Annotated in this window: 15 protein-coding genes and 1 tRNA gene; 10 read left to right on the top strand and 6 right to left on the bottom strand. The window is 53.6% G+C overall.

What is annotated here, in order from left to right:
* Positions 1 to 70 precede the first annotated feature (70 nt).
* Together pgm and seqA are read right to left on the bottom strand one after the other, a co-directional pair.
* Positions 71 to 1,711 (bottom strand): phosphoglucomutase (alpha-D-glucose-1,6-bisphosphate-dependent), encoded by a 1,641-nt coding sequence (gene pgm, locus V1587_RS08650; protein WP_302234499.1) that lies wholly within the window; start codon positions 1,709 to 1,711, stop codon positions 71 to 73.
* 24 nt (positions 1,712 to 1,735) lie between these two features.
* Entirely contained in the window at positions 1,736 to 2,284 is a 549-nt protein-coding gene (seqA, locus tag V1587_RS08645) for a replication initiation negative regulator SeqA (protein ID WP_008501070.1), read from the bottom strand.
* Positions 2,285 to 2,467: 183 nt separating this feature from the next.
* Here seqA and ybfF point away from each other — a divergent pair, with 183 nt between their 5' ends.
* From ybfF to fur, 4 genes are all read left to right on the top strand, one after another.
* The gene (gene ybfF / locus V1587_RS08640) at positions 2,468 to 3,241 is read left to right on the top strand and encodes an esterase (protein WP_371898892.1); all 774 of its coding nucleotides are present in this window, start codon (positions 2,468 to 2,470) and stop codon (positions 3,239 to 3,241) included.
* Between the two features lie 128 nt (positions 3,242 to 3,369).
* Positions 3,370 to 3,657 carry a LexA regulated protein gene (gene ybfE, locus V1587_RS08635; RefSeq protein ID WP_024908816.1) on the top strand — a complete coding sequence of 96 codons (288 nt, stop codon included), beginning with the start codon at positions 3,370 to 3,372 and terminating at the stop codon, positions 3,655 to 3,657.
* A gap of 155 nt (positions 3,658 to 3,812) precedes the next feature.
* Positions 3,813 to 4,343 (top strand): flavodoxin FldA, encoded by a 531-nt coding sequence (gene fldA, locus V1587_RS08630; RefSeq protein WP_008501067.1) that lies wholly within the window; start codon positions 3,813 to 3,815, stop codon positions 4,341 to 4,343.
* A 291-nt stretch (positions 4,344 to 4,634) separates the two neighbouring features.
* On the top strand, positions 4,635 to 5,081 hold the full coding sequence (fur, locus tag V1587_RS08625; RefSeq protein WP_023310771.1) for a ferric iron uptake transcriptional regulator: 447 nt from the start codon (positions 4,635 to 4,637) through the stop codon (positions 5,079 to 5,081).
* Positions 5,082 to 5,222: 141 nt separating this feature from the next.
* Here fur and chiQ read toward each other — a convergent pair whose 3' ends face one another.
* From chiQ to nagE, 4 genes are all read right to left on the bottom strand, one after another.
* Positions 5,223 to 5,549 (bottom strand): ChiQ/YbfN family lipoprotein, encoded by a 327-nt coding sequence (gene chiQ, locus V1587_RS08620; RefSeq protein WP_032661388.1) that lies wholly within the window; start codon positions 5,547 to 5,549, stop codon positions 5,223 to 5,225.
* Between the two features lie 47 nt (positions 5,550 to 5,596).
* The gene (gene chiP / locus V1587_RS08615) at positions 5,597 to 6,994 is read right to left on the bottom strand and encodes a chitoporin (RefSeq protein ID WP_371898893.1); all 1,398 of its coding nucleotides are present in this window, start codon (positions 6,992 to 6,994) and stop codon (positions 5,597 to 5,599) included.
* Positions 6,995 to 7,440: 446 nt separating this feature from the next.
* Positions 7,441 to 9,108, bottom strand: a complete 1,668-nt coding sequence (gene glnS, locus V1587_RS08610; protein WP_032649541.1) for a glutamine--tRNA ligase — start codon at positions 9,106 to 9,108, stop codon at positions 7,441 to 7,443.
* A gap of 169 nt (positions 9,109 to 9,277) precedes the next feature.
* Positions 9,278 to 11,299, bottom strand: a complete 2,022-nt coding sequence (nagE, locus tag V1587_RS08605) for an N-acetylglucosamine-specific PTS transporter subunit IIBC (protein ID WP_213821296.1) — start codon at positions 11,297 to 11,299, stop codon at positions 9,278 to 9,280.
* Positions 11,300 to 11,627: 328 nt separating this feature from the next.
* Here nagE and nagB point away from each other — a divergent pair, with 328 nt between their 5' ends.
* The 6 genes from nagB to V1587_RS08575 all read left to right on the top strand — a co-directional run bounded on the left by nagB (position 11,628) and on the right by V1587_RS08575 (position 17,877).
* Entirely contained in the window at positions 11,628 to 12,428 is an 801-nt protein-coding gene (gene nagB / locus V1587_RS08600) for a glucosamine-6-phosphate deaminase (protein ID WP_023310765.1), read from the top strand.
* Between the two features lie 55 nt (positions 12,429 to 12,483).
* Positions 12,484 to 13,632 carry an N-acetylglucosamine-6-phosphate deacetylase gene (gene nagA, locus V1587_RS08595; protein ID WP_371898894.1) on the top strand — a complete coding sequence of 383 codons (1,149 nt, stop codon included), beginning with the start codon at positions 12,484 to 12,486 and terminating at the stop codon, positions 13,630 to 13,632.
* Between the two features lie 8 nt (positions 13,633 to 13,640).
* The gene (locus V1587_RS08590; RefSeq protein WP_021242995.1) at positions 13,641 to 14,861 is read left to right on the top strand and encodes an N-acetylglucosamine repressor; all 1,221 of its coding nucleotides are present in this window, start codon (positions 13,641 to 13,643) and stop codon (positions 14,859 to 14,861) included.
* Positions 14,862 to 14,907: 46 nt separating this feature from the next.
* Positions 14,908 to 15,660: a ribonucleotide monophosphatase NagD gene (gene nagD / locus V1587_RS08585; RefSeq protein WP_023310763.1), complete on the top strand. Its 753-nt coding sequence runs from the start codon at positions 14,908 to 14,910 to the stop codon at positions 15,658 to 15,660.
* Positions 15,661 to 15,909: 249 nt separating this feature from the next.
* On the top strand, positions 15,910 to 17,574 hold the full coding sequence (gene asnB, locus V1587_RS08580) for an asparagine synthase B (protein ID WP_023310762.1): 1,665 nt from the start codon (positions 15,910 to 15,912) through the stop codon (positions 17,572 to 17,574).
* A gap of 226 nt (positions 17,575 to 17,800) precedes the next feature.
* Positions 17,801 to 17,877, top strand: a tRNA-Met gene (locus V1587_RS08575).

Genomic DNA, 17,877 nt, shown 5'->3' with positions numbered 1-17,877 from the left:
TTTTAATGTTTTCTCCCTCTCCCTGTGGGAGAGGGTCGGGGTGAGGGCACCAGCCCGCACCAAACCGCACTTACGCGTTTTTCAGCACTTCGCTGACAATCTCTACCGCTTCTTTCTCAATCTGCTGGCGATGCTCAGCGCCGAGGAAGCTTTCGCAATAGATTTTATACGCATCTTCCGTGCCGGACGGACGCGCGGCGAACCAGCCGTTTTCGGTCATCACTTTCAGCCCACCAATGGAGGCGCCGTTACCCGGTGCCGCCGTCAGACGCGCGGTGATCGGGTCGCCTGCCAGGGTGCTTGCGCTGACCATCTCAGGAGAGAGTTTGGACAGAGCCGCTTTCTGAGCTGACGTCGCGCTGGCCTGAATACGGTTATAGCTTGGTGCACCAAAGCGTGCCGCCAGCTCGTTGTAATGTTCCTGCGGGTTCTTACCGGTGACCGCGGTGATTTCCGCTGCCAGCAGGCACATGATGATGCCGTCTTTATCGGTTGACCATGGCGTGCCGTCGAAGCGCAGGAAAGATGCGCCCGCGCTCTCTTCACCACCGAAGCCGAAGCTGCCGTCGTGCAGACCGTCAACGAACCATTTGAAGCCCACCGGCACTTCCACCAGCTTGCGGCCAAGCGCGTCGACCACGCGGTCGATCATCGCGGAGGAAACCAGGGTTTTACCGACGGCCACCTCTTTGCCCCACTGCGGACGGTGCTGGAACAGGTAGTTGATTGCAACAGCCAGATAGTGGTTCGGGTTCATCAGCCCGGCAGGGGTGACGATACCGTGGCGGTCGTAATCCGGGTCGTTAGCAAACGCCAGATCGAATTTATCACGCAGCGCCAGCAGGCCCGCCATCGCGCACTCGGAGGAGCAGTCCATGCGGATCGCGCCGTCTTTATCCAGGTGCATAAAGCGGAAGGTCTGATCGACGTGATCGTTCACGATGGTCAGATCCAGCTTGTAGTGCTCGGCGATACGTTTCCAGTATTCGATACCGGAGCCGCCCAGCGGATCCACACCCAGCTTCAGGCCGGCTTTCTGAATGGCCGCCATATCGACGATATCCGCCAGGCCTTCCACGAACGGCTGAACCAGATCCAGTTCTTTCACATGACCGGACGCCATAGCCGCATCCAGAGAGATGCGCTTCACGCCTTTCAGGTCATCAGCCAGCAGCGCGTTCGCACGATCTTCCACCACTTTAGTGACGTTGGTGTCTGCCGGACCGCCGTTAGGCGGGTTGTATTTGATACCCCCGTCTTCCGGCGGGTTGTGGGATGGCGTGATAACGATACCGTCAGCCAGCGCGCCACCTTTTTTGTTGTGTACCAGGATTGCGTTAGAGACCGCAGGCGTCGGGGTGAAGCCGTTGTTCTCCTGAACAATCACATCGACGCCGTTTGCCGCCAGCACTTCCACAACAGAAATGAACGCCGGTTCAGACAGGGCATGGGTATCTTTCCCCACGTAGCACGGACCGGTAACGCCGTTTTTAGCGCGCTCTTCCGCAATGGCCTGAGCAATGGCCAGAATGTGCGGCTCGTTAAAGCTGTGGCGCGCCGCGCTGCCGCGGTGACCTGATGTACCAAACTTCACTGCGTGTTCTGCGTTGCCCACGACCGGCTTCAGCACGTAATACTGCGCGGTCAGCTGAGCGACGTTAATCAAATCGCTTTGTTGTGCAGGTTGGCCTGCACGGCTGTGATTTGCCATTACCGGGTCCTTCTGATGCAAGGGTTAAATTGTACCGCAAACCTTTTCAATCAATTCCGCCGGGAACTGCATGGACTGCATGATGTGTTCAATCATGCTGCATTTGCGGCCCGTATTGGTATTGGTGATCACCCAGTACGGGGTGCCAGGTACATGTTTGGGTTTGGTTTGATTGCCATTTTGCAGCAGCGTCTGCTCGTCGCCCGCGAAGTAGACGCGAGTACGACCGTGCAGCGACTCGGTCGCTTCAGCAAACGCTTTGTTATCCAGTGAATAAAGTGTCGACAGCACCAGCATAAAGCGGTTAACCGCCTTTTTCTGCTCCGCGTATTCATCGGAGAGCAGCAGCTCGCGCATCGCGCGCACTTTATCTTTTGCCGGCGTCACGGCAGGTTTTGCTTGTGCAACAACGCTTGGCTGAGACACGACATCTTTGGTGACTGGGGTAGCAGGCTGTGAAGCGGCGGAAATTTTAAGCATGCGCCGTAAAATGTCGGACGCGCTCTCCCCGATATGCCGCGTCTGGCTGGCAATATACTGATAGAGTTCGTCATCAACTTCGATTGTTTTCATCTTAATCCAGTGCGATATCTTATCTGAATACAAGTCATTGGGATTATAAGGTCAAATCCCAACAGCGGATAGCGTCAAACCAGGTTGGCGGCAAAAGTCAGATTAAACTGGAACCTTGCAGCCGGGCGGCAGAATGGTCAACATGATACCCTAACCTAACATACGTAAAAAAAGAACTTTGCCATGAAATTGAATACCCGAGCGCAAACTGCACAATCGCCGAACAATAATTCTCCCATCGTACTGGTTCACGGGCTTTTTGGCAGCCTGGATAACCTGGGCGTGCTGGCGCGCGATCTGGTTACCGACCACGATATTTTACAGGTCGATATGCGAAATCACGGTCTTTCCGGCCGTTCCGACGAGATGACCTACGCCGCAATGGCGCAGGATCTGCTGGATACGCTGGATGCCAACGATCTGCAAAAGGTAACCCTCATCGGGCATTCAATGGGTGGCAAAGCGGTGATGGCCCTGACGGCGCTTGCGCCGGAGCGTATTAACGGCCTGGTGGTGATTGATGTTGCGCCCGTGGATTATGACGTCCGCCGTCACGACGAAATTTTTGCCGCCATCAATGCTGTCACCGAAGCGGGTGTCGCGACCCGCCAGCAGGCAGCAGCCGTCATGCGTGAGCATCTTGATGAAGAGGGCGTCGTGCAGTTCCTGCTGAAGTCGTTTGTTGACGGCCAGTGGCGTTTTAACGTGCCGGTGCTCTGGGACCAGTACAACAACATCGTGGGCTGGAAAACCGTCCCCGCCTGGCCGCACCCTACTCTCTTTATTCGCGGCGGAAACTCTCCTTACGTTACCGACGCGTACCGCGACGCCATACTGATGCAGTTCCCGGAGGCTCGCGCCCACGTTATTGCCGGTGCCGGGCACTGGGTGCATGCGGAAAAACCTGACGCCGTGCTGCGCGCCATTCGCCGCTATCTTGCTGATACTGCAAATTGATTAAAAAGAGAGCGACTGGAAGGCTGCGGGCTTCCAGTCGTTGGCGCGCCGTTTTTGGTGATGTATGATGGCGCGCTTATCGCCCGGGCATTAGCAGGGCGGCGTGTTTCCCCCGAAGTCTCAGAATCATGGCCAAAGAACAAACGGACCGTACGACACTAGATCTGTTCGCGAATGAGCGTCGTCCGGGACGACCGAAGACGAATCCGCTTTCGCGCGATGAACAGCTGCGTATCAATAAACGCAATCAGCTTAAACGCGATAAAAATCGTGGGCTTAAGCGTGTCGAACTGAAGCTTAACGCCGACGCCGTCGATGCGCTGAACGAGCTGGCTGACGCGCGAAATATCAGCCGCAGCGAGCTCATTGAAGAGATGCTGATCGCCCAGCTTGAGACGTTGCGCGGCCAGGCATAAGTCTGAAAATTCCCTTAATTACCCTTTTCATGTAGCACAGAGTGCAGTCCTGCGCGATAGCTGTTTCCGCAGGGTTGTCAGTTCTGCTATTATTGCCCTTATCCGTGGCCGAATTGCGCCACCATACTATTAAGTTTCAAGAGGTTATTTTACTCATGGCAATCATCGGCATTTTCTTTGGCAGTGATACCGGCAATACCGAAAATATCGCAAAAAACATTCAAAAACAGCTCGGTAAAGACGTTGCTGATGTGCATGACATCGCCAAGAGCAGCAAAGAAGATCTGGAAGGCTATGACATTCTGCTGCTGGGTATCCCAACCTGGTACTACGGTGAAGCCCAGTGCGACTGGGATGATTTCTTCCCGACGCTGGAAGAAGTCGACTTCAACGGTAAGCTTGTTGCCCTGTTTGGCTGCGGCGATCAGGAAGACTATGCCGAATACTTCTGTGACGCGCTGGGTACCATCCGCGACATCATTGAGCCGAATGGCGCGGTTATCGTAGGCCACTGGCCGACCGCCGGTTACCACTTCGAAGCGTCTAAAGGCCTGGCCGATGACGATCACTTCGTGGGTCTGGCCATCGACGAAGACCGTCAGCCAGAACTGACCGCTGAGCGCGTCGAGAAATGGGTTAAGCAGATCCGTGAAGAACTGCACCTGGACGATATTCTTAACGCCTGATTTTTATCGCGGCGCAACGGCGGTTGCGCCCGTGCACCAGGTCAAACCGATTAAATTAATTGCTACAATCTTTTAACTTTTTCGCCCAGACCTGTACAATGTCTCCCTGATAAAATGTGGTTTTTCATTGAGCAAGTTTGTTGGTGATACCCCATTTTTATAAGCATATTTTGCCTGAGACTTGCAGTTTTCATTTAGCCATGGCAGTTCTATAATGAGACGCATTATCCCAGGTGCATTTTCTGTCACTTCCTACAGAAGTGAATCGTTTAGCAACAGGACAGATTCCGCATGACTGACAACAATACCGCATTAAAGAAGGCTGGCCTGAAAGTTACGCTTCCTCGGTTAAAAATCCTCGAAGTGCTTCAGGGTCCAGACAATCACCATGTCAGTGCGGAAGACCTCTATAAACGTCTTATCGACATGGGTGAAGAGATTGGGCTGGCTACCGTCTATCGCGTGCTGAACCAGTTTGATGACGCGGGCATTGTTACCCGTCATAATTTCGAAGGCGGTAAATCTGTTTTCGAACTGACTCAGCAGCAGCACCACGATCACCTGATCTGCCTCGATTGCGGCAAGGTCATTGAATTCAGCGATGATTCCATCGAATCACGCCAGCGTGAAATCGCCGCGCGTCATGGCATCCGCCTGACTAACCACAGCCTGTACCTTTACGGTCACTGCGCTGAAGGCGACTGCCGCGAAGACGACCACGCGCACGACGCGAAATAATCAGTATTCATACTCTGAGCCAGCCGCAAGGTTGGCTTTTTTTTTGCCTGTAAAAAGCCCGGTGGTGCTGCGCTTACCGGGCCTACGGGCTATGACACCTTTGTAGGACCGGCAAGCGCAGCACCACCGGGCGTAAAGCACTTATTTATTGTTATTGCGTATCTCGTTCCAGATCTTATCGCAACGCTTCGCCACTTCCTGATCGTTACCGGTTTTACGTGCCTGAATGCAGGCCTGGTAATCCATCACGCGGACGTTCTCCTGCGTCGCGAACTGCTCGTGTGCTTTCTCTTTCTTCAGCACGTTCAGCACGCTCTGACAGGCTTCAATCTTCTCCGGCGATCCTTCCGCAGTATTAATGCAGGCGCTATACGCCTCTTTCAGACGGGTGTCCTCTTTCGGTGCCTGTGTCTGAGCGCACGCCACCAGCCCTGATGCCAGCAACGCGACGATTACGATTTTTTTCATCATGTGCAGTCTCCATACCGGCGGGACTCAGCCCGCCGGTGCGTTCATCAGAAGATAGTGAATGGGGCGATAACCATGAATTTCACGTCACGTTCATCCTGGAAGATGTTGCCGTAACCGCCCGCGTAGCTCGGGATATCGGAGTGGTTGTCGTACTGGGTGAAGTGCAGTTTGAACATCGTGCCTTTCGCGCGGCCATCCTGCAGCGTATAGATAGCATCCAGGCTGTAGGAAGACTCTTTCAGGCGATAGTTTGGATCGTAGTAAGCGTCCGGTGTTGCCATGTCGGCAGGTTTTGCATCCCAGGCGTAAGCGTAAGAAGCGCCCACCGCCCAGCCAGGCAGGTTCCAGTTTTTCAGGTCGTACATTGCGCCGAAGAAGACCGCTTTCTCGCCGTCGGCGTTGAAGTCGGAGCGGTTATCCCACCAGATATCAAGACGACCGTTGGAGGAAGCGTAGGTCGGGGTCATACGCTGCAGGAAGTAGCCCTGCTGCCCTTCCGCTTTCACCCATGTGCCTTCCAGACGCAAATCAACCTGACCGACCTTATAGCCGAAAGTGAGCGCCTGCAGCCAGGCGGTACCGTCGTAGATGTCGTTAACGCCACCGTTACTGACTTTATCGCGCGTACCGTAGAACTGGTAGCTGGTACTCAGCGGGCTACCCGCGACATCAAACTTATAGCTGGCCTTAGCAAAGTACTGATCGATATAACCTTGCGCCTGGCCAAATGCCGCTTCGAGAACCAGATCGTTTTTGAAGTCGTATTTCGCGCCCAGCGAGTGGAGGTAATCGACTTTGGTTTTCTTATCGTTCTGGTAGAACTTGTCCATTTCAATGTGCCACGGTGCTTTGTACTCGTTGGTCCACATATAGGAGAAGCTCAGCGCACCCGCATCGCCGTAGTCAAAGTTGGCTCCCGCTTCCGCCCCCTGATAGGTACCCGGCATAAAGCTCCAGTGTGGGGCTAACAGCGTCTGGCCGGTTGGCTGAATATAACCGCCGCGGGCCCATACCGGACCGTATTTAAATTTCGCTGCGGCTTTGTAAAGGCTGATACCGCTCTTATCGCCAGACCAGTCTTCTTTATACGCTTTGTTGCTGGAGGAGAAGGCGATTTCGTTCGGGTGGCCGCTGTCGCCGTTTTCCGCCATTTCAATCGCGGTGAACGCAGCAATATCCAGGCCGAACATATCCGCGGCGTAGCCTGACTGGAAGTCCAGGTTGGCGTTCCAGGTGGAGTGCGAGAGGTTGGTTTTGTATTTATCTTCAGTGACGTCTTTACGGTCACGCTCACGTTGCCAGTAATAAATACCGCCCGTGAGGGTAGAATCTTCGATGAAGCCCGCTGCTTTTGCCTCTGGCGCAATCACCAGGCCCGACATTGCTGTCACACCGGCAATAGCCAGCGCCAGCGCACTACGTTTGCCACTGAACGTACGCATAGATTATTCCTCTTTGACGAATTAAAACGCCTGAAACGGCGTAAATAAAAAAGACCAAATAGTCAGGGGTAGTTTTAAATACCCTCGAATTAACTACCGTCTTTAGGTTATTTTTCGCGACGCGAATTATCAATGCTTTTTAGCGGGCAAAAGTCAGGATTATGACGAAGTGCACATAATTGGTAGTGCTTTGTAACATTTACAGGAAGGCGAGGAATGACGGGGAATTATCAGTTATTTCAGCGGGTAGACGTGGTATCTCTTACCTGTTTTGTAACCTTTTTGATTTTCGCTATGACACAAACTTTTTTTAGAAAAATAAGTAGCACCTCATTGACCTGTTATTTTCATGACGCCTCTTTAGGCCCGGGCTTAATATCCTGATCGTTAAATAAAAAAACGCCGCATAATGCGGCGTTTGTCTCTCATTGACCAGAACAGCAATATTATTCGCCGATCTTCGTCCAGGTATCACGCAGACCCACGGTACGGTTAAATACCGGTTTCTCCGCCGTGCTGTAACGGCTGTCCAGGCAGAAGTATCCTTCACGTTCAAACTGGAACGCTTTGCCCGCTTCAGCGGCTTTCAGAGAAGGCTCCGCATAACCCTGCTTGATCACCAGCGATTCCGGGTTGATGGTTGCCAGGAAGTCTTCCGCCGCACCCGGGTTAGGCACGCTAAACAGACGATCGTACAGACGAATTTCTACCGGCAGCGCGTGGGAAGCGCTCACCCAGTGAATAACGCCCTTCACTTTACGGCCGTCAGCAGGATCTTTGCTCAGAGTCTCGGCGTCGTAAGAACAGAAGATGGTAGTGATGTTCCCTTCCGCATCTTTTTCGACGCGCTCGGCTTTGATGACGTAAGCATTACGCAGACGCACTTCTTTGCCCAGCACCAGACGCTTGTACTGCTTGTTGGCTTCTTCGCGGAAATCAGCGCGGTCAATCCAGATCTCGCCGCTGAACGGCACGTCACGGCTTCCCATTTCCGGTTTGTTCGGATGGTTAGGCATGGAGACCAGCTCGCTCTCGCCCTGCGGATAGTTTTCGATCACCAGCTTCACCGGATCGATAACGGCCATCGCGCGCGGGGCGTTTTCGTTGAGATCTTCGCGAATGCAGGATTCAAGAGAGGCCATCTCGATGGTGTTGTCCTGCTTGGTCACGCCGATACGTTTGCAGAACTCACGAATAGAGGCGGCAGTGTAGCCACGACGACGCAGACCGGAAATAGTCGGCATACGCGGGTCGTCCCAGCCCTCAACGTGCTTGTCGGTCACCAGCAGGTTCAGCTTACGCTTGGACATCACGGTGTATTCCAGATTCAGACGAGAGAACTCGTACTGGCGCGGATGCACAGGAATGGTGATGTTATCCAGCACCCAGTCGTACAGACGACGGTTGTCCTGGAACTCCAGCGTACACAGGGAGTGCGTAATGCCTTCCAGCGCATCGCTGATGCAGTGGGTGAAATCGTACATCGGGTAGATGCACCACTTGTTACCGGTCTGGTGGTGTTCTGCGAATTTGATGCGGTACAGCACCGGATCGCGCATCACGATGAACGGAGACGCCATGTCGATTTTGGCACGCAGGCACGCTTTGCCTTCTTCGAAACCACCGGCACGCATTTTTTCAAACAGCGCCAGGTTCTCTTCCACGCTGCGATCGCGGAACGGGCTGTTTTTGCCCGGCGCGGTCAGCGTACCGCGATATTCACGGATTTCGTCAGCAGACAGTTCATCAACATACGCCAGACCCTTGTTGATCAGTTCAACCGCGTAGGCGTACAGCTGATCGAAATAGTCAGAGGAGTAGCAGATATCGCCAGACCAGTTGAAGCCCAGCCATTGCACGTCATTCTTGATGGACTCAACGTATTCGATGTCTTCTTTTACTGGGTTGGTGTCATCGAAACGCAGGTTGCACTGTCCCTGGTAGTCTTGTGCAATGCCAAAGTTCAGGCAGATGGACTTCGCATGCCCGATATGCAGGTAGCCGTTCGGCTCCGGCGGGAAACGGGTATGAATTGTGGTGTGCTTACCACTGGCCAGATCTTCATCGATGATCTGACGAATAAAGTTACTCGGGCGGGCTTCTGCCTCACTCATCGTGGATTCCTCAAAGCGTAAACAACGTATAACGGCATATGATCTTATAAGCCGGACGTAGTGACAACCCTTAAAACGTCTCTGAAGAAAATAATGGGGGCTTTTGCTGCAAAAAAAAGCGGCGGAGGATATCCCCCGCCGCTTAAGGCATGACTCTACTCAGGAGCGATTACTTGCCTTTAATCTCATACAGCGGTGTTTGACCCGCAACAACCTGACCTTTGGCCTGAATGACCAGGCCGCTAAAGTCGTCGATGTTGCTGCAAACGACCGGACTTATCATGGAGCGCGCGTTGGCGTTCAGGAAGTCCAGATCCATTTCCAGAATCGGCTGCCCAGCCACCACTTCAGCGCCCTCTTCCACCAGACGAGTAAAGCCCTGGCCGTTCAGCGCAACGGTATCGATACCCATGTGGACAACGATCTCCGCGCCATTTTCGGTTTCGAGGCAGAACGCGTGGTTGGTGTTGAAGATTTTCACGATAGTACCGGCCGCCGGAGACACAACGGTTTTTTCCGTTGGTTTCACCGCCACACCGTCACCTACCGCTTTGCTGGCGAAGGCTTCGTCAGGCACCTGCTCAATCGCAACGACTTCACCGGTTACCGGTGAAACCAGCGCAGCTACCGTTTTGGCGTTGGGTACCGCCTGAGGTTTTGCAGCCGCTGGCGCGGCGGCAGGTGCGGCAGAAGCTTCTGCTGCGGCTACCGGACCGGTGGTTTTCATGGCGTTAGCAATTTTCTCTGCCACGAAGCCAACGATAATCTGCACGCTGGTTTTGTTCAGGCGGATAACACCGGAAGCACCCAGACGTTTGGCCAGCGCTTCGTTCACCAGGGAGGAGTCTTTAACGTTCAGACGCAGGCGAGTGATACAGGCGTCGATGCCGGTCAGGTTGTCAGAACCGCCGACAGCGGCGATGTACTGACGCGCCAGACCTGATACGTCCTGATCCTGAGCACCACTCACGTTCATATCCTGACCATCCGCTTCGCTACCGGCCACAGCCAGCTCACGACCCGGCGTCATCAGGTTGAATTTGGTGATAGTGAAACGGAACACCACGTAGTAGATCGCGAAGAACACCAGGCCTTGCGGGATCAGCATCCACCAGTGTGTCGCCAGCGGGTTACGGGACGACAGCACCATATCCACCAGACCGGCGCTGAAGCCAAAACCGGCAATCCACTGCATGCTGGCAGCGATGAACACGGAGATACCGGTCAGCACGGCGTGGATCACATACAGAACCGGCGCCACGAACATGAAGGAGAATTCCAGCGGCTCGGTGATACCGGTGAAGAAGGCCGCGAACGCCCCCGCCATCATGATACCCAGCACTTTCGCTTTATTCTCTGGACGCGCGCAGTGGTAGATAGCCAGCGCAGCACCCGGCAGACCAAACATCATGATTGGGAAGAAGCCAGCCTGGTAACGACCGGTGATACCGACAACCGCTTTACCTGCTTCGATGGACTGTGCGCCACCCAGGAAGTTAGGAATATCGTTAATACCGGCAACGTCGAACCAGAACACGGAGTTCAGCGCGTGGTGCAGACCGACCGGGATCAGCAGACGGTTGAAGAACGCGTACACGCCCGCACCGACAGAACCCAGTTTCTGGATGTGCTCACCGAAGTTCACCAGACCGTCGAAGATCATCGGCCAGACGTACATCATGATGAACGCGACAACGATCATCACAAACGAGGTCAGAATGGGGACCAGGCGGCGACCGCTAAAGAAGGAGAGCGCTTTTGGCAGCTCTACGCTGCTGAAGCGGTTATACAGTTCAGCGGAGATGATACCCACAAGGATACCGACAAACTGGTTGCTGATCTTACCGAATGCCGCCGGAACCTGGTCCGCCGGAATTTTTTGGATCATGGCCACCGCTGCAGGCGAGCAGAGGGTGGTTAACACGAGGAAACCGACAAAACCGGTCAGCGCAGCGGCACCGTCTTTGTCTTTGGACATACCGTAAGCCACACCAATCGCGAACAACACGGACATGTTGTCGATAATGGCGGAACCTGACTTGATAAAGAACGCCGCCAGCGCGCTGGTATTACCCCAGCCGTTGGGGTCGATCCAGTAGCCGACACCCATCAGGATGGCTGCGGCAGGCAGCGTGGCGACCGGCACCATCAGTGCGCGACCAACCTTTTGTAAATAACCTAGAATACTCACTTTCTTCCCCCTATGAGACCCCGTTTAAGGCATGTTCTCAGCTCTGTTTTTTATTGTGTCACGAACGATAGATACCGTTGATGCTTCACTGGCATTGTGAGTGTGTGAAAAATTAATTCGTATCGCAAATTAAACGCGTACTTTTTGTGATTTTTGTCACCAAATATCGTTATTCACCCTCCCTTATACTGGCTAACAGCGAAAACTTATTTTATCATTCAAAAAATCAAGACGGATTGATCCGGCCTGAAAGTTTCCAGGTTACGCTTAAGTATCAGGTTCCGATAGCCATCCGCCCACTCTTCTACTTTAACTCTTGAGGTGAACAATGAGACTGATTCCCCTGGCAACTGCTGAGCAAGTCGGTAAATGGGCCGCTCGCCATATCGTTAATCGTATTAACGCGTTTAAACCGACCGCCGATCGTCCTTTCGTTCTTGGACTTCCGACAGGCGGCACGCCGCTGACCGCCTACAAGGCGCTGGTTGAGATGCATAAAGCAGGCCAGGTTAGCTTCAAACATGTTGTAACCTTCAACATGGATGAATACGTTGGCTTACCGAAAGACCACCCGGAAAGCTACCATAGCTTTATGCACCGCAATTTCTTTGATCACGTTGATATTCCATCTGAAAATATTAACCTGCTGAATGGAAACGCGCCTGATATTGACGCAGAATGCCGTCAGTATGAAGAAAAAATCCGTTCTTACGGTAAGATCCACCTGTTCATGGGTGGTGTAGGTAATGATGGTCACATCGCGTTTAACGAACCGGCGTCATCTCTGGCTTCCCGCACCCGTATTAAAACGCTGACCCATGACACGCGCGTGGCAAACTCCCGCTTCTTTGACGGCGACGTTAACCAGGTTCCAAAATACGCCCTGACCGTAGGCGTAGGCACCCTGCTGGATGCCGAAGAAGTGATGATTCTGGTGCTGGGCGGCGTGAAAGCGCAAGCGCTCCAGGCTGCCGTTGAAGGCAACGTTAACCATATGTGGACCATCAGCTGCCTGCAGCTGCATCCTAAATCAGTCATCGTTTGCGACGAACCGTCCACGATGGAGCTGAAGGTTAAAACGCTGAAATACTTCAACGAGTTAGAAGCCGAGAACATCAAAGGTCTGTAATTGAATAACCGCCTCTTCATCAAGAGGCGGCCGCTTTTTTTAACCGGGGGTCGTTATGTACGCTTTAACCCACGGTCGGATTTATACCGGCCATGAAATTCTGGATGACCATGCGATTGTTATCGCTGATGGCCTGATTGAACGTGTTTGCCCGCTGGCAGAACTGCCGCCGGAGATTGAACAGCGCTCACTCAATGGAGCAGTAATCTCCCCCGGTTTCATCGACGTACAGCTCAACGGCTGCGGCGGTGTGCAATTCAATGACACTGCGGATGCGGTGACGGTCGAAACGCTGGAGATCATGCAGAAAGCCAACGAGAAATCGGGCTGCACCAGCTATCTGCCAACGCTCATCACCAGCAGTGATGACCTCATGAAGCAGGGTATCCGCGTGATGCGCGAATACCTGGGCAAACACTCTAATCAGGCGCTGGGCCTGCACCTTGAAGGGCCATGGTTGAATATGGTCAAGAAAGGAACGCATAACCCGGATTACGTGCGTAAACCTGATGCGGAGCTGGTTGACTACATGTGTGCGAACGCCGATGTGATCACCAAAGTGACGCTGGCACCTGAAATGACGGGTGCGGATGTCATTAGCAAACTGGCGGGTGCCGGGATTATCGTTTCAGCAGGCCACTCAAACGCGACGCTGAAAGAAGCGAAAGCCGGTTTCCGCGCGGGCATCACTTTCGCAACGCACCTTTACAACGCCATGCCGTATATCACAGGCCGTGAACCGGGTCTGGTCGGGGCGATTCTGGATGAGCCAGACGTCTACTGCGGCATTATTGCTGACGGTTTACATGTCGATTACACAAACATTCGCAACGCTAAGCGGCTGAAAGGTGACAAACTTTGTCTGGTGACGGATGCCACCGCACCGGCAGGTGCAAATATTGAGCAGTTCATTTTTGCCGGTAAAACAATATACTACCGCAATGGACTGTGTGTGGATGAAAACGGCACGCTGAGCGGTTCCTCTTTAACCATGATTGAAGGGGTCCGTAACCTGGTTGAACATTGCGGGATTGCGCTTGATGAAGTCCTGCGTATGGCAACCCTTTATCCGGCTCGCGCAATGGGCGTGGATAAACAGCTCGGCGGAATTGCACCAGGTATGGTTGCAAACCTGACGGCATTCACACACGATTATAAAATTATTAAGACCATCGTTAATGGTAACGAGGTCGTCACTGAGTAAGTAAAAGTATGACACCTGGCGGACAAGCTCAAATCGGTAATGTCGATCTCGTTAAACAACTTAACAGTGCGGCGGTGTACCGTCTGATTGACCAGCACGGACCAATCTCGCGAATTCAGATAGCCGAACAAAGCCAGCTTGCTCCCGCCAGCGTGACAAAAATTACCCGTCAGCTCATTGAGCGCGGTCTGATCAAAGAAGTCGATCAGCAGGCCTCCACCGGGGGCCGCCGCGCCATCTCTATTATCACCGAAACCCGAAATTTTCAGGCCATTGGCGTCCGTCTGGGCCGCCATGACACTACGCTCACGCTGTACGATCTGAGCAGTAAAGCCATTGCGGAAGAACACTACCCTCTTCCGGAGCGCACCCAGGAGACGCTGGAGCATGCGCTGCTGAATACCATCGCGCAGTTTATTGAAAGCTGTCAGCGCAAGATCCGCGAACTCATCGCCATCTCCGTGATTCTGCCCGGTCTGGTCGACCCGGAAAGCGGCGTGATCCGCTATATGCCTCATATTCAGGTTGAAAACTGGGGGCTGGTCGACGCGCTGGAAAAGCGTTTTAAAGTGACCTGCTTTGTGGGCCACGACATCCGCTCGCTGGCGCTGGCAGAGCACTACTTTGGTGCGAGCCAGGACTGTGAAGACTCTATTCTGGTGCGCGTCCACCGCGGAACGGGCGCGGGTATTATCTCTAACGGCCGTATTTTTATTGGTCGCAACGGTAACGTCGGGGAGATCGGCCACATTCAGGTTGAACCCCTCGGGGAGCGCTGCCACTGCGGCAACTTCGGTTGTCTTGAAACCATTGCCGCCAACACGGCCATCGAGCAGCGCGTTCGCCATCTCCTTGAACAGGGTTACCAAAGCCGCGTCACGCTGGACGATTGCAAGATTGGAACCATCTGCAAAGCCGCCAATAAAGGCGACGCGCTGGCCTGCGAAGTGATCGAGCAGGTGGGGCGCCATCTGGGGAAAACCATCGCCATCGCCATTAACCTGTTTAACCCACAAAAAGTGGTGATTGCCGGTGAAATTGTGGAAGCGGAAAAGGTGCTGCTCCCCGCGATTGAAGGCTGTATCAACACCCAGGCGCTGAAAGCATTCCGCCAGAATCTTCCGGTGGTTCGTTCAAAGCTTGACCATCGTTCGGCGATTGGCGCATTCGCGCTGGTCAAACGCGCCATGCTCAACGGAATTCTGCTGCAGCATTTGCTGGAAAGTTGATCGGACCTTATAGTAACGCCTTCTTTTTTTTGATGTCGGACTGTCCATGACCATTAAGAATGTAATTTGTGATATCGACGGCGTGCTGATGCACGACAACGTTGCCGTGCCGGGTGCTGCGGAGTTTCTTCACCGCATCATCGACAAAGGAATGCCTCTTGTTCTTCTCACGAACTACCCTTCTCAGACCGGTCAGGATCTGGCAAACCGCTTTGCCACGGCGGGTGTCGACGTCCCGGACAGCGTGTTTTATACCTCGGCGATGGCCACGGCGGATTTTCTGAAGCGTCAGGAAGGAAAAAAAGCCTACGTGGTAGGTGAAGGTGCGCTTATCCATGAGCTGTATAAAGCAGGCTTTACCATCACTGATGTAAACCCTGACTTTGTGATCGTCGGCGAAACGCGCTCCTTTAACTGGGAGATGATGCATAAAGCTGCATATTTTGTTGCCAGCGGCGCGCGCTTTATCGCTACCAACCCGGATACGCACGGCCGTGGTTTTTATCCGGCCTGCGGTGCGCTCTGTGCCGGTATCGAGAAAATCTCTGGTCGTCAGCCGTTTGTGGTCGGTAAACCGAGCCCGTGGATCATTCGTGCCGCGCTCAACAAGATGCAGGCCCACTCGGAAGAAACGGTTATTGTCGGCGACAACCTGCGTACCGATATTCTTGCCGGTTTCCAGGCTGGCCTGGAGACGATTCTGGTCCTCTCCGGCGTCTCTCAACTTGATGACATTGATTCGATGCCGTTTCGTCCAAGCTGGATTTACCCCTCCGTCGATGAAATTGACATCATCTGATACCAAACCACGCCTCAGGGCGTGGTTTTTCATTCATGGCCTATACAAACAAAACCCCATCTAACAAAAAGCACGTTTTATTGCATAATCATCAATAAAAGAACTCGCGGCGTACTCTTTTTTCACTATTCAGCAATCACTATTGCACTTTTTCCGCTTTCACCCGTAAAACGCTTGCGCGCCCTGCCCCTTTGCGGCATTTTCATAAGCAAGCAACATTACAAAGCAACAGGGTTAACGGAGAAGGTTATGTGTTCAATTTTTGGCGTACTGGATATTAAAACTGACGCGGGCGAACTGCGAAAAAAGGCACTCGAACTGTCCCGCCTGATGCGCCATCGCGGACCGGACTGGTCAGGCGTTTACGCCAGTGACAAAGCGATTCTGGCTCACGAACGTCTGTCTATTGTTGACGTCAACGCCGGTGCACAGCCGCTGTATAACGAGAAAAAAACGCACGCGCTGGCTGTCAACGGTGAGATCTACAACCATCAGGCGCTGCGCGCCGAGTACGGTGACCGCTACGCGTTCCAGACCGGCTCTGACTGTGAAGTTATCCTGGCGCTGTATCAGGAGAAAGGTCCTGAGTTCCTGGACGACCTGCAGGGTATGTTTGCCTTTGCCCTGTACGACAGCGAAAAAGACGCTTACCTGATTGGCCGCGACCACATCGGTATTATCCCGCTGTACATGGGCCACGATGAACACGGCAACTTCTACGTTGCCTCTGAAATGAAAGCCCTGGTGCCGGTTTGCCGCACCATCAAAGAGTTCCCGGCGGGCAGCTATCTGTGGAGCAAAGACGGCGAGATCCGCTCCTATTACCAGCGTGACTGGTTCGACTATGATGCGGTAAAAGACAACGTCACGGACAAAGCCGAGCTGCGTCAGGCGCTGGAAGATTCCGTGAAAAGCCACCTGATGTCCGACGTACCGTACGGTGTGCTGCTCTCCGGCGGTCTGGACTCCTCCGTGATCTCCGCGATCACCAAGAAATTCGCGGCCCGTCGCGTGGAAGATCAGGAGCGCTCAGAAGCCTGGTGGCCACAGCTGCACTCCTTTGCCGTGGGCCTGGAAGGCGCACCGGATCTGAAAGCCGCGCAGGAAGTGGCAAACCACCTCGGCACCGTGCACCACGAGATCCATTTCACCGTGCAGGAAGGACTGGATGCCATCCGCGATGTGATCTATCACATCGAAACTTATGACGTAACAACCATCCGCGCTTCAACGCCGATGTACCTGATGTCGCGTAAGATCAAGGCGATGGGCATCAAGATGGTGCTCTCCGGTGAAGGTTCTGACGAAGTGTTTGGCGGCTACCTGTACTTCCACAAGGCGCCGAACGCCAAAGAGCTGCACGAAGAGACCGTGCGTAAACTCCAGGCGCTGCATATGTTTGACTGCGCGCGCGCCAACAAAGCGATGTCGGCATGGGGTGTCGAAGCGCGCGTGCCGTTCCTGGATAAGAAATTCCTCGACGTGGCGATGCGCATCAACCCGCAGGACAAGATGTGCGGCAACGGCAAAATGGAAAAACATATCCTGCGCGAATGTTTTGAATCCTACCTGCCGGCGAGCGTGGCGTGGCGTCAGAAAGAGCAGTTCTCCGATGGCGTAGGCTACAGCTGGATCGACACCCTTAAAGAGGTCGCGGCGAAACAGGTTTCTGACCAACAGCTGGAAACCGCAAGCTTCCGCTTCCCGTACAACACGCCGGGTTCGAAAGAAGCGTATCTCTACCGAGAAATCTTTGAAGAATTGTTCCCGGTACCGAGCGCTGCGGAGTGCGTGCCGGGTGGCCCGTCCGTCGCCTGCTCTTCTGCCAAAGCGATTGAATGGGATGAATCTTTCAAATCCATGAACGATCCATCAGGACGCGCAGTAGGCGTTCACCAGTCAGCCTACAAATAATCACTCAGATCGCAATCGGGCCCCTCAGGGGCCTGATTTTTTTGCCTCGCATTTCACCGTCTAAATCTGATTAATAACCAATAATTGCCGAATATTCGGTCACGCTGTTCGCAACCTAACCAAACAGTCACATTCCAGCTATTTTCGTTGAAAAAGGTGTTGACGCTGCAAGGGTCTATACGCATAATGCGCCCCGCAACGCCGATAAGGTAACGCGAAAAAAGATGGCTACGTAGCTCAGTTGGTTAGAGCACATCACTCATAATGATGGGGTCACAGGTTCGAATCCCGTCGTAGCCACCA

This window comes from Enterobacter sp. ECC-249, from assembly GCF_043965265.1.
Lineage (GTDB): Bacteria > Pseudomonadota > Gammaproteobacteria > Enterobacterales > Enterobacteriaceae > Enterobacter > Enterobacter quasiroggenkampii.
Note: the sequence above shows the minus strand (reverse complement) of the source record. Positions and strands in the feature narration are given on the sequence as shown.